This is a genomic window from Gluconobacter sp. P5H9_a, from assembly GCF_018812085.1.
GTDB lineage: Bacteria > Pseudomonadota > Alphaproteobacteria > Acetobacterales > Acetobacteraceae > Gluconobacter.
The window spans coordinates 1-12,738 of sequence record NZ_JACRVW010000002.1; the positions used below are offsets into that span (position 1 = coordinate 1).

Genomic DNA, 12,738 nt, shown 5'->3' on the forward strand with positions numbered 1-12,738 from the left:
CTGCGCCAGCGCCCATGGTCATGGCACCGATGACCTGGTTTCGGGCGGTTTTGGGGTTTAGAATGCGGCCTGCGGAGCAGACGGCCAGCATCCGGCGGATACGGACTTCGCCGGTAAATCCATTGACACCGACTTCGACGAAATGGCTCGCAAAGGTGGACTGCTGGTATCGTTTGTCTACGTCCGCATATTCAATGGTGTCCTCGGCAACCAGTTCACTCTCATGTGCAGCCTGTCCAAGAGGGAAAACACTGTTACCGACATGGACATTTCCGCCTGAGAACTGCGCTTCGGCTGGTGGTAATCCCAGTTTCTSCGCAACATTTTCCCGCAGTTTGACGCATGCGGCATATACGCCCGCAGCYGAATTGTTGGCCCCCCACTGGCCTCCGGATCCTGCCGATACAGGGAAATCCGAATTACCAAGAATGACCCGGACCTGATCGATGGAAACTCCCATCATTTCCGCTGCTGTCTGGGCAAGAATGGTGTAGGTGCCTGTGCCAATATCGGTCATGTCGGTCTCGACCGTCACGATTCCCTGTGAATCAAGGCGCACGCGTGCCCCGGATTTTGCCAGGAGATTGTTGCGGAAGCCTGCCGCGACGCCCATGCCGATGAGCCATTCTCCCTCCCGCACGGATGCGGGGCGGGGGTTCCGACGGCTCCAGCCAAATTTCTCGGCTCCATGTTCCAGGCACTCGACGAGATGCCGCTGAGAAAACGGCCGTCCTGGTTTTTCAGGATCGACCTGCGTGTCATTCAGAATTCGGAAACGCACGGGATCCATGCGCAGTCGCTCAGCCATCTCGTCCATGGCAATTTCAAGTGCCATCAGGCCTGACGCTTCGCCAGGCGCGCGCATTGCATTTCCTTCAGGCAGATCCAGAACAGCCAGTCGCATCGCCGTCAGTCGATTGGCGCCCGCATACAGCAGCTTGGTTTGATCTATCGCGGCTTCCGGACGCCCGTGTAGAAGGTTGCCCGACGTGCTTTCATGGGCAATAGCCGTGATCCTGCCGTCACGATCCGTACCGATCCGAATGCGCTGGATCGTCGCAGACCGATGCGTTGTATTGTTCATGATAAAGGGGCGGGTGAGCGCGACCTTGACGGGGCGTCCTGCGGCTTTGGCGCCGAGAGCCGCCAGTACGGCGTCAGAGCGCAAAAACAGCTTCCCGCCGAAACCGCCCCCGATATAAGGGGAATCAACCCGGACATTTTCCTTCGACAGGCCAAGGGCGGTCGCAATATCGCGCCGGTTCCAGGCAATCATCTGGTTTGACGTCCAGAGCGTCAGTTTTTCGCCTTCCCATGCGGCAAGTGTTGCATGGGGCTCCATCATGGCATGCGTCTGATCGGGGGTGGTGTACGTCTCATCCAAGCGCGTTGCAGAAGCCGAAAACGCCCTTTCAAAGTCTCCAGCACGGTCCGCACGAGATCCATTGGCACCCTCCACCGGGCGAGCGGCATGTTGCGCCTGTTTCAAATCGAACTGACCCTCATCGCGGTCATATTCTGTTTCGATCAGAGCTGCTGCCGCGCGGGCCTGTTCAAAGGTTTCGGCCACCACGATCGCAGTGGCCTGATGGTAATGTGTTATGTCGGGTCCACCAAAGAGCTTTGCCGTATTCATGGGGCCATTTTTCAAGGCCGGCATGTCAAGCGTTGTGACAATCGCCAGAACGCCCGGTGCAGCTTTCGCACGGGCGACATCCATGCGGGTGATCCGCCCTTTGGCGACAGCGCTCCCGATAATATAGCCGTAGGCCTGATGAGGGACGACGTCATGCCGTTCATAGGCATAAGGCGCGGTGCCTGTTGTCTTGAAACGTCCGTCGATGCGATCCAGAGGATGGCCAACGACATGTAACTGATCAATGGGGTTTTGACCTGCGGCTCTATCGAACTTCATGATGCCTTGGCCTCCTGAATGACGGCTGCCAGAGTGCGCTCCACCAGCGAAACCTTGAACGCATTCTCCGCAGTGGGGGAGGCACCTGCCAGAAGCTTTGCTGCAACAGCCTCCGACCCCTTTGGTATTTCTGAATCCGCAGCCTCGATACGCCACGGTTTCGGCGCGATGCCGCCGACAGCGACCCTGCCTGTACCATCTTCTTGAATGATGGCTGCAACCGAGACGAGGGCAAAAGCATATGAAGCCCGGTCACGGACTTTGCGGTAGAACTGACGTCCTCCCACTGGGGGCGGGAGGGTTACGGAGGTGATCAGTTCATCCCGGTTCAGAGATGTTTCGATATGCGGACTTTTTCCCGGCAGGCGGTGAAAATCGACAATGGGAATACGACGGGATTGCCCACGGACATTTATGGTCTCAACAGTGGCATCAAGAAGACGCATGGCAACGGCCATGTCACTGGGATGTGTCGCAATACAGGCCTCGCTTGTCCCGATAATACCCAGCTGTCGGCTGACGCCCCCAATGGCCGCGCATCCTGCTCCAGGCTGGCGTTTGTTACAGGGCTGGTTCGGATCATAAAAATAGGAGCACCGTGTGCGCTGTAGCAGGTTGCCGGATGTCGTTGCCTTGTTCCGTAGCTGTCCTGAAGCACCTGCAACAAGGGCACGGCTCAAGACGCCGTAATGGCGGCGAACCCGCAGGTCTGCGGCAAGATCCGTATTACGGACCAGCGCGCCAATACGGAGCCCTCCGTCTGAGGTGTCATCAATAGTGTCCAGACCAATCCGGCCGATATCGATCAGGTGTTCCGGCGTTTCGATCTGCAGTTTCATCAGATCAAGGAGGTTGGTTCCTCCGGCAATGAAACGCGCTCCTGGTCTCCGGGCGAGGGCAGTGACCGCTTCGTGGGGTGTCCGGGCACGCTCATAAGTAAATGCTTTCATGGTTGCGCTCCCGCGACTTCAGCCATGGCTTCAGCGATGTTCGAATACGCACCACAACGACAGAGATTGCCACTCATCCGCTCCCGCATTTCCAGACCGCTATGCTCCATCGGCGCGAGCAGATCCTTCGTCACATGGCTGGGAATGCCGCTTCGGATTTCATCAAGAACCGCAACGGCGGAGCATATCTGGCCGGGGGTGCAGTATCCGCACTGATAACCGTCATGCTGAATGAAAGCGGCCTGCATCGGATTAAGATGCTCCGGGCCCCCGAGACCCTCGATCGTTGTAATGCTGTCTCCCTCGTGCATGACGGCAAGGCTCAGGCAGGAATTGATGCGCCGACCGTCCACAATAACCGTGCAGGCCCCGCATTGCCCATGATCGCATCCCTTTTTGGTGCCGGTCAGAAGCAGGTGTTCACGCAGGGCATCCAGAAGTGTGGTTCTCGGATCCAGGCGAAGGCTGTGAGCGCGTCCGTTGACTTCGAATGTAACGTCCATGCCTTCGCTCACCTGTGTTTGAGCCTCAGCAAATGGTACGCCAGAGGCCATGATGGTTGCAGTGCTGCCTGCCAGAACCGTGCGACGAGGAAAGCGCGCTCCCTTAATCGTCTGAGAGGTCATGATCGGGTTCCTCGCTCGCCATTCAAAGCAGGTGGCACCAGCGTCATTCAGTGCTGACTTGGTGATTGGGTCATTCTATCGCCTGCTAAGCTAACGTATCCAGACCGCAGAGGTTCTGTTCAGATTGTTCGTTCATTCCGCATAAGCTTATAGACTTTATTCATTAATCATTCTTGATTGTGGGCATTGCCTGTGAGGCGTTTCCAATAATCGTCGGCACGTTTTTCAAACGTTGCGGCATCGCGCGCCTCACTTTGATAAAATGTCCCTTTAGGTATTGGAGAATAAACCTGCTCTACCCAGCCTCTGGGGTCGTCATGTGGTAGGCGATACCCGATATGGCCGAGTGCTGCGGCTCCCTTGTAATGGGCGTCGCGTAAATGCAGGGGGACTGCCGCCGGAGGCTGGGTTGAGACATACTGTAGAGCACTTGAAATGCCTCGGCATGCCGACATTGATTTCGGGGCCCGTGCGATATGTAACGCCGCATGGGCCAGAACAATCTGCGCTTCTGGATAACCGATTTTCTCAACGGCTTGCGCTGCGGCAATCGCGGTTTGCAGAGCGGTGTTATCGGCAAGTCCAACATCTTCAGAGGCATGGATCATGATCCGTCGTGCAATATAGCGTGGATCCTCGCCTCCGTGGATCAGGCGTGCCAGCCAGTAAAGCGTCGCGTCCGGGTCTGAACCTCGCATGGATTTAATGAAGGCCGAGACAATGTCATAATGCGCGTCTCCCGAACGGTCATGGTTGATGGGAGCCGCGGCATAGACTTCCTCAAGCATGGCATCAGTAACAGTCACTACCGTTTGGGTATGTCCTACTGCAAGGCTTTCAAGTGTTGTCAGAGCACGTCGCGCATCGCCGCCGGAACGTCCGGCGATCAGTCGGATCTGATGAGGGGTTAGCGCAATCTTTACACTGTTGTTTTGCAGATGGGTTATTCCGCGTTGGATAACCAGTTCCATCTCCTCAATGTTCAGAGGCTCCAGTTTCAGAATTGTTGAACGAGAGACGAGAGCAGGGGTAAGGACGTGGTAGGGGTTGCCAGTTGTTGCGCCGATAAAATCCGCCGTGCCTTCTTCACAGATGGCGAGAAGGTCATCGGTTTGGGTTGCTGAAAATCTCTGGACTTCGTCAACGAAGATCAGAAGGGGAACCATACGGGCTTCATCAGCCAGCTTGCGGATATCCGAGACCCCGGCACGTGTAGCGTTAAGGGCCCGGAAATTCTTGCCAAGCATGTTTCCGACAGTGCGTGCGATTGAGGTTTTCCCAATCCCCGGTGGCCCATAAAGAATGACACTTCCCAAAGCCCCTGCGGCAATGCGTCGCCGCAGGATCGAATTCGGCGCTACCACGCTGGACTGTCCGATCACATCATCCAGTGTCTTGGGACGGAGTTGTGCAGCAAGTGGCAATTGGCCTAGCGGTGTTCCAGCATCAAAAAGATCGGTCATGTTTTCTGTAAGGCCAAAACAAATTTCAGGTTTGTGGAATCAATATATCTATCATTTTCTCGATTCCAGCATACTTGAAGCCGCAATTTTTTCACTGAGTGGTCGAACCGTAGGATAATATCCTAACCAATGACAGAGATGTCGCAACTCATGGCTGCATCGATATTTTCATCAGAGGGCTGATTTCTGAATAAGTGAGGATCTGACCGGAATGGCAGTATCCGCATTCTAGCCCTTTATCTGTATCCGTCTTGAACAAATCTTTCGATTGATGTTTCGGCTACCGCCTCGATGGCTATAACCGGGGCACCGACAGTCACGACCGGCAGGGCGCAGGCATGGTGGCTGCTCTGCGGAGAGCTATACTAAACCGAATTTTGTACCCGTAAGACCGATTTCGTCACGTAAGTATCAGAGCAGGGACGTGTCAGAATTACCGTTCAGGTTCGGGTACCAGCTAAGGGTACCCGGGCAGGATTACCACTGTCTTTTGTGAAAAAGTGGCCTTTTTACAGGCCGGTCATTTTTAGGACGGCTTCAGGCAGCCGGTCGCCCTGCACGATGATCCGTGCGGTTGCCGCGTCGATTTCCTGAAGATCAGATGGAGTAAGCACAAGATCGACGGCGCCAAGGTTCTCTTCCAAGCGTGACAGCTTTGTCGTTCCGGGAATAGGGGCAATCCATGGTTTCTGAACCAGAAGCCAGGCCAGTGCGACCTGAGCTGGCGTTGCTCCTTTACGCTTGGCCACATCTTTTACAATACTCACAAGGGCCAAGTTGGCCTTACGTGCTTCTGGAGAGAAGCGCGGCACCAGATTGCGAAAGTCACCCGGCGGGAATTTGGTGTCCATGGTGATCTGGCCCGTCAGAAAGCCTGCACCGAGTGGACTGAAGGGCACGAAACCGATCCCAAGTTCCTCAAGGGCGGGGAGGAGTTCTTTTTCTGGTGCACGCCAAAACAGGGAGTATTCGCTCTGTACAGCCGTGACGGGTTGTACAGCATGAGCCTTGCGAATTGTTTTTACACTGGCTTCAGAGAGGCCGAAATGCTTGACCTTGCCCTCCCAGATTAGTTCTTTAACAGTATCAGCGACCTCTTCGATCGGCACGTCGGGATCGACACGGTGCTGATAGAACAGATCAATCCGGTCGGTCTTCAGGCGCATTAGAGCTGCTTCCGCTACAGCTCGGATATGCTCGGGGCGACTATTAACGCCACCAGAGCGCTGACCGGTTTTCAGGTTAATATCGAAGCCAAATTTGGTGGCGATAACCACCTTGTCCCGAAGAGGGACAAGGGCTTCGCCTACCAACTCCTCGTTGACAAACGGTCCATAGGCTTCGGCGGTATCAAAGAACGTGACGCCATGTTCGAACGCATTGTGGATCAGTTTGATCATAGAGGCACGGTCAGTGGCTTCGCCATAAACCCCCGTCATCCCCATGCAGCCGAGGCCAAGTGCGGAGACTTTGAGATCCTTGCCCAATGTACGATATTTCATAGTAATCTGTCTCAATTGCTACTTAGGGAATACAAAGCCTAATTACGCAAAATCCGTGCTTGTGCTGACGGCTTTCCAATCATCGATTTCCTGAAGCTCGGTTTTGATGGCTTCCATGGCCCAGGTCACGGCATCGCTTCCAAGAAGAAGGCTGTCAGGTAGCTTTTCTTTCATGACGACATCCATGAGAACATGAACGGCCTTGGCCGGGTCTCCCAATTCCTTACCGCTGGTTGTATCAGCGGCTTTGCGCCGGGGACCAACAGTTTCATCATAATCGGCAATGGTGTTTGCTGAGCCCTGCAGGGAACGACCCGCAAAATTCGTACGAAAGGCTCCGGGTTGCACAACCATAACCTTGAGGCCCAGAGGTGCTATTTCCTTGCGCAGAGTTGCAGAAATCCCTTCGAGCGCCAGTTTCGTGGCGGAGTAATAACCCGATCCAGGACTAGCGATGCGAGGTGCTACCGATGAGACGTTTACAATTATTCCGGACCGGCGTTTACGCATACCCGGGAGGGCAGCTTTTATGACGGAAACCGGCCCGAAGACATTAGTGGCAAATAGAGCCGTTACGTCCGCTTCCTCACCTTCTTCGATCGCTGCGCGATAACCGTATCCCGCATTGTTGACCAGCACATCTATGCTGCCGAACCGCCTCTCGGCAGCCTGTACGGCTTGTGCAATCTGGTCTCGGTTTCTCACGTCAAGCGCCTGAGCCAGAGCATTGTCAGGATAGGCCTCAACGAGCTCTTTCAGGCTATCGGGGTGTCGGGCGGTGATGACGGCGTTATGACCGCGTTCCAGCACAGCCTGTGCCAGATCGCGCCCTAATCCGCTGGAACATCCTGTAATGAGCCATGTGGCCATTATATTTCTCCATCAAGCTCGAGCGTATCAGGGCGCTTGTGCTCTGTTTATTTGCTGTTAGGGCTGGACTACGAGAGCGAGAGATGCCTGTTCTTTCGTAGTGTGAGTTCATGCCCTACGGGGTATGGCAGATAAATTATCCCGCATTATGTTTTGTGATTAGGTGCCATAAAGCGGATAATATTATTAGTGTGTCTAATTAATAGCGTATAAAAATTTTAATGATCTGACTCTGCGGATAAAATCTGTGCCTATAAAAATCTCTTGTTCTTTCTGGGCGGAGAGAGGCGATAATTCGGGTTTTGGTTCTTCCTGTGTCGGGAACAATCAGTGAAAGATACTTGGGCACGCATTTTAGAAGTCAATTGCCGCGTCGGATAACAGGCGCTGTAGGTGTCGGTTTCGATGAGTTTACGACCGCCCTTGAGATTACAATTCAGGTCAAGGTTCTTGCGAAGAGGGGAGGCATAGCGGGCATCTATGCAACCCATAACTGGGCTGCTGTGGTTCAGATCGCTAACCGCGCGTTGCTTTCAAAGATACAGCTTTCTGGGAAGGTCTCGAAGATCCAGCTCCAGACAGCCAGTAAGGTCGCAGGATCGAAACGAGACGCCCTGCTGGACGTGCGTAATCTGGTGATAGGGTAGAGTCGGTCTACAAGGGTGGGTCGGCGGGGGAAGTGATTATCAGTCATGCCAGCTTTAGCGTTTTCAAAGGAGGCGTGCTGGGTATGAATGGAAAGTTAAGGCGTAGGGAAAGTACGCTTGTTTGTGCATCGTGAAGCTTCAGCCTTGGGTCGCAAGGGAGATTCTTAATGGAGCGTTGTTGTCCGGGAATCTTGGAGCGCGCATGCCAGAACGGCAGTGTTACTGACAGCTTGTCGTTCACGATGCGCACAGCGTCTGAGTTCTTCGAAGTTGACTGAGAAAACCCTTGAATGGGTTGTCCGTTTTTATGGCGGTTAGCAGGGCGAGGCTGTGATGTGGCGTTTGACTGAATTTTTGAGTCTGCCGCGGCTTTGGCTCATTTGCGGATCCCGATTGCCCTCGGAGTTTCTTCTTGGTCAGAAAAAGGAGATTAGCTTGGCTTTCGCGCGAAGTACAGATCCAGGGCTCTGCTGCTTTCTTGAGCGGTGTCCTGATCGTGTGAGCGGCCTCTGCGACAGGGTTCCTCCTCCTGTTCGCTCTGTTCCAGCAGGTCCCAGAGTTCTTTGTCATTTGCCTGCGTCAATCTGTTCGGAGTTTTCGACATGACATTTTCCCTGAATGATCCAGATATTTTCCGTCAGACCGCCTTTCTCGGAGGGGACTGGAGAGCATCCGCGAGCGGCAAGACCCTGACCGTCGATAACCCTTCAACAGGTGAGATCATCGGGAGTATTCCAGCCTGCACGGCTGAAGAAACCCGCGCTGCCATTGAAAGCGCGCGGATTGCGCAGGGCAAATGGCGTCGGAGCTCAGCCGCAGAGCGCGCGGGTCTGCTGATGGCATGGTACCAGCTGATGCTGGACCACGCTGATGATCTGGCCAAGATCATGACACTCGAGCAAGGCAAGCCTCTGGCAGAGGCCAAGGGAGAGGTTGCTTATGCTGCATCGTTCCTTAAATGGTTCGCAGCTGAAGCCGAGCACGTACAGGGCAGTGCACTAGTGCCGACAGCCGACCGCCGGGTCATTATCCTGAAAGAGCCAGTGGGAGTGACAGCGGCCATTACGCCCTGGAATTTCCCTCTTGCCATGATTACCCGCAAATGTGCACCGGCTCTTGCCGCAGGGTGCAGCATGGTGATCAAACCCTCAGAACTCACACCATATTCTGCTTTGGCTTTAGCCGTTTTGGCAGAGCGTGCAGGCCTTCCAAAAGGACTCCTGTCTGTTGTGACGGGCTATGCGCAGGAGATTGGCCCGGAACTGACCTCAAGTCCCATTGTACGCAAACTGTCTTTCACGGGCTCTACGAAAGTCGGGTCGCTGCTGATGCGTCAGTCCGCGGACACGATCAAAAAACTCAGTCTTGAACTAGGCGGAAACGCTCCTCTCATTGTCTTTGATGACGCCGATCTTTCTGTTGCGGTGTCCGGAACAATTCTGAGTAAATTCCGGAACGCCGGGCAGACCTGTGTCTGTGCAAACCGCGTTTACGTTCAATCCGGAATTCATGATGCGTTTCTGGAAAAACTCGCAGCAGAGGTGATGACTTTGAAGACCGGCGATGGATTTGATCCACAAACGCAGATTGGACCGCTGATTAACGAAGCTGCCGTCGCCAAGGTGAAGGAACATGTAGAAGACGCTTTGGCTAAGGGCGCTCGCATTGTGGGTAAACCACTGGACATTAAAGGGCAGTTTGCATCTCCCGTGCTGCTGGCGGATGTGACGTCCGAGATGCGGATTGCACAGGAAGAAACGTTTGGTCCGATCCTGCCCGTGTTCCGCTTCGATAACGAGCAGGATGCCGTGCAGCAGGCCAACGCTACTCCCTTCGGTCTGGCAAGCTATTTCTTCACGAATGACATCGCGAGAGGTTGGCGGGTTGGCGAGGCTCTCGATTTTGGCATGGTAGGACTGAACACCGGCTCTATCTCCCTTGTGTCAGCACCTTTCGGGGGCGTGAAGCAGTCCGGGCTCGGGCGGGAAGGGGGCGCACTGGGCCTCGAAGAATTCCTGGAAGTGAAAAGCTTTCACATTGGACTGCCGACTGCACAATGACCGTCGTTGAAGAGCGAGTGGCCTGACTTATGGCAATCGCGCCCAAGCTTGATCGTATTGATCTTAAAATCCTTGCTCAGCTACAGAAGAATGGCCGACTTACTAATGTGGAACTGGTAAACCGCGTTGGTCTGTCTGCCAGTCCATGTCTCATTCGCGTCAAGCGGCTGGAAGCAGCCGGTTACATTGTGGGATATGGGGCGCTGATTGCCCTGCAAAAAATCTCAAGCGTCATGACTGTTTTTACAGAGGTCACACGATCAGATCACAGACGGGATGACTTTTTTCGCTTTGAGACTGCAATGCAGAAAGTGGAATCTCTGGTGGAGGCGCATCTTATCAGTGGTGGGTACGATTACCTTCTGAAATTCATGGTCAGAAACATTGATCATTATCAGGAAACAATCGAAGCTCTTCTGGATCAGAATATCGGTATCGAGAAGTACTTTAGTTATATTGTTATCAAATCCCCATTCTGAAGCCTGCATTTCTGATCGAAAGTCTTACCAAAAACACGGAGCGTTCGTTATGAGCCTGAAAAATGCGAATGTACGTAAACAGACAGCCATTAACCTCCGGAGTATGACCGAGGAAGATCTGGGGGCGGCATCGGGTCTTTCAAAGGTATTGGGGTGGCCACACCGTCTCGAAGACTGGGATTTTATGCTGCGTCTTGGTCGTGGGTTAGTCGCCACGTTGGAGAGTGGAGAAATTATTGGCACCATTATGTGGTGGTCCTTTGGGGAGCGTCACGCCACAGTCGGGCTCATTATTGTCAACGGGGCGTGGCAAGGGCATGGTATCGGCACAAACATGCTGACAACGGTGCGCAGGCTTCTGCCGGGCCGCTCAATATCCCTTAATGCGACGCCAGCTGGCCAGCCGCTCTATGAAAAACTGGGTTTTGTTCCGACGGGAATTGTGGAGCAGCATCAGGGTAATGGTGTGTCTTCTCCCATCATCGCTCTGGATGAGGGCCAGCGGCTGCGGCCAGTTGTTCAGTATGATCTTCAGGATCTCATAGCGTTCGACAGGGCTGCTACTGGGATGGATCGATCGGCGCTTGTTGAAGATCTGGTGCAGAACGCCAAAGGTGTGGTGATCGATACGGAAGAGGGGATCAGGGGATACTCGTTCTGCCGTCGGTTCGGGTGGGGATGGCTGATTGGTCCTGTCGCAGCGGAAACGACAGAGCAGGCAAAGGCGCTCATTTCGCATTGGATTGGTACGTATGGTGGAGAATTTATCAGAATTGATACGCCGACTTCATCTGGTCTCTCAGGCTGGCTGGATGAAATGGGGCTGATCCGCGTGGACGTCGTCAACACAATGTCGACCGAGCCTGTGGTGATCTCTGAAAATGCTCCGCAATATTTTGCTCTGACCAGTCAGGCTCTCGGTTAAGGATTATTGAAATGTCTTTTGTGCTGAAATCCACTGAAGAGCGTGCACGTCTGTGGAAGCCAATGTTCGCTAGCGAACTGCCTGAGCTTGCGTTTCATGTTTGGCCTGAGACCGGCGATCTGCAGAAAGTTCGCTATCTGGCTGCGTGGCAGCCACCGGAAAATCTGGCAGAAAATTTTCCCAATCTGGAAGTGCTCTTTTCTGTTGGTGCAGGTGTGGATCAACTGGATGATTTTCGGGCGGACACAGATGTTTTTGCGTGCCTATTCCGGCAGAGAGGGGCGGTGTCTCATATAGAATCTGAACGCTGGATGTAGGGCAACTGAGCCAGGCTCTTTTTGGATGTGACAGCCTTTGCTCTCGACTTGGGGTACATTCTTCTATCGTATCGGACAATTTTTTTGAGATCAGCGTTGTGTTATGAGATCCGAATTAAAAAATAGCGAAAATGATCTATAAATTCCTCCGGTAGTTTCCAATTGCCATGGCGAGCGTCATGATCATCACAACTGAAGCAGCATTGGAGCGGAATCCATGGAAATCGGCTTCAGTTACTTGAATCCATACTCCTGATTTCGGTATAATCGGGCTATTTTTATTGTCAGTCATAGAAACGATAGGCACTTTTCGCTCTTCGAATTTGGTGAACAGCTCTACTGTTTTTTGGGCATACGCTGCGTAGCTGATAATAAGTGCTGCATCTGACGGTGTTGCGGAAAGAAGTGCCTCGTCTTCCATGCCACTCTCCGTGCCAATAACCTGATGGGAAATGCCCATTTTTGTCAGTAGATAAGCGAAGTAGCGCGCGACTGGCATAGAGCGTCTGAGGCCAAGAATATGAATGCATCGGGCATTCGCCAGAATATCGACTGCCTTATCAAGAAGGGCTGGGTTTGTCTTTTCCTGGAGGCTATTTAGGGAGGTAACTGCTGCGCGGTGGAAGCCGGTTAACAAATTAATTGTGGAATGTGCAGTATTGTCAGGGCTCTGCAGTGCCTGCAGGCGCTCAGGGTAGGATGAAGCTAATCCGCGAAGCCTTTCCCTAAAAATTGCCTGGAAATCTGAATACCCTTGAAAACCGAAAGCTCTCGAGAAGCGGACGACCGTAGAAGGCTGAACATTGGCGTGATGCGCAAGAATGCTGACGGTCCAGTGTGCAATGTCGTCAGGATTGCTGGAAACCACATCAGCAAGCTGTTTTAGGCGCGGGGGGAGCGAAGTATAGCGTTTTCCCAGTTCATCGGAGAAAGTTTGATACCGGTCAGTCATGGTCATTCAGTCAAGCCTTCCCTGCCATCTTA

At 53.5% G+C, this 12,738-nt stretch carries 12 protein-coding genes; 5 read left to right on the plus strand and 7 right to left on the minus strand.

Going from position 1 to position 12,738, the window contains the following annotated elements:
* From KP708_RS02090 to KP708_RS02115, 6 genes are all read right to left on the minus strand, one after another.
* The coding region (locus tag KP708_RS02090; protein ID WP_215757136.1) for a xanthine dehydrogenase family protein molybdopterin-binding subunit at window positions 1-1,915 on the minus strand (1,915 nt) is incomplete at its 3' end.
* Window positions 1,912-2,865 carry a xanthine dehydrogenase family protein subunit M gene (locus tag KP708_RS02095; protein ID WP_215750140.1) on the minus strand — a complete coding sequence of 318 codons (954 nt, stop codon included), beginning with the start codon at window positions 2,863-2,865 and terminating at the stop codon, window positions 1,912-1,914. The genes KP708_RS02090 and KP708_RS02095, both read right to left, overlap by 4 nt.
* Window positions 2,862-3,491, minus strand: coding sequence for an aldehyde dehydrogenase iron-sulfur subunit PaoA (gene paoA / locus KP708_RS02100; protein ID WP_215750142.1), 630 nt, complete (start codon window positions 3,489-3,491; stop codon window positions 2,862-2,864). Before paoA ends, KP708_RS02095 begins: the two co-directional genes overlap by 4 nt.
* A gap of 167 nt (window positions 3,492-3,658) precedes the next feature.
* Entirely contained in the window at window positions 3,659-4,954 is a 1,296-nt protein-coding gene (locus KP708_RS02105; protein ID WP_215750144.1) for a replication-associated recombination protein A, read from the minus strand.
* A 509-nt stretch (window positions 4,955-5,463) separates the two neighbouring features.
* Window positions 5,464-6,456: an aldo/keto reductase gene (locus tag KP708_RS02110; protein WP_215750145.1), complete on the minus strand. Its 993-nt coding sequence runs from the start codon at window positions 6,454-6,456 to the stop codon at window positions 5,464-5,466.
* Window positions 6,457-6,498: 42 nt separating this feature from the next.
* Complete coding sequence (locus KP708_RS02115) at window positions 6,499-7,326, minus strand: oxidoreductase (RefSeq protein WP_215750147.1); 828 nt, start codon at window positions 7,324-7,326, stop codon at window positions 6,499-6,501.
* Between the two features lie 365 nt (window positions 7,327-7,691).
* Here KP708_RS02115 and KP708_RS02120 point away from each other — a divergent pair, with 365 nt between their 5' ends.
* The 5 genes from KP708_RS02120 (at window position 7,692) to KP708_RS02140 (ending at window position 11,754) form a co-directional block, all read left to right on the plus strand.
* The gene (locus KP708_RS02120) at window positions 7,692-7,973 is read left to right on the plus strand and encodes a hypothetical protein (RefSeq protein ID WP_215750148.1); all 282 of its coding nucleotides are present in this window, start codon (window positions 7,692-7,694) and stop codon (window positions 7,971-7,973) included.
* Window positions 7,974-8,575: 602 nt separating this feature from the next.
* Window positions 8,576-10,033 (plus strand): NAD-dependent succinate-semialdehyde dehydrogenase, encoded by a 1,458-nt coding sequence (locus tag KP708_RS02125; protein WP_215750149.1) that lies wholly within the window; start codon window positions 8,576-8,578, stop codon window positions 10,031-10,033.
* Window positions 10,034-10,062: 29 nt separating this feature from the next.
* Window positions 10,063-10,512, plus strand: coding sequence for an Lrp/AsnC family transcriptional regulator (locus KP708_RS02130; protein ID WP_252347375.1), 450 nt, complete (start codon window positions 10,063-10,065; stop codon window positions 10,510-10,512).
* A 49-nt stretch (window positions 10,513-10,561) separates the two neighbouring features.
* The gene (locus KP708_RS02135) at window positions 10,562-11,437 is read left to right on the plus strand and encodes a GNAT family N-acetyltransferase (RefSeq protein ID WP_215750150.1); all 876 of its coding nucleotides are present in this window, start codon (window positions 10,562-10,564) and stop codon (window positions 11,435-11,437) included.
* Window positions 11,438-11,448: 11 nt separating this feature from the next.
* Window positions 11,449-11,754 carry a hypothetical protein gene (locus tag KP708_RS02140; RefSeq protein WP_252347376.1) on the plus strand — a complete coding sequence of 102 codons (306 nt, stop codon included), beginning with the start codon at window positions 11,449-11,451 and terminating at the stop codon, window positions 11,752-11,754.
* A gap of 136 nt (window positions 11,755-11,890) precedes the next feature.
* Here the strand turns inward: KP708_RS02140 and KP708_RS02145 are convergent, their stop codons facing one another.
* Complete coding sequence (locus tag KP708_RS02145) at window positions 11,891-12,712, minus strand: MurR/RpiR family transcriptional regulator (RefSeq protein ID WP_215750151.1); 822 nt, start codon at window positions 12,710-12,712, stop codon at window positions 11,891-11,893.
* Window positions 12,713-12,738: the final 26 nt, after the last annotated feature.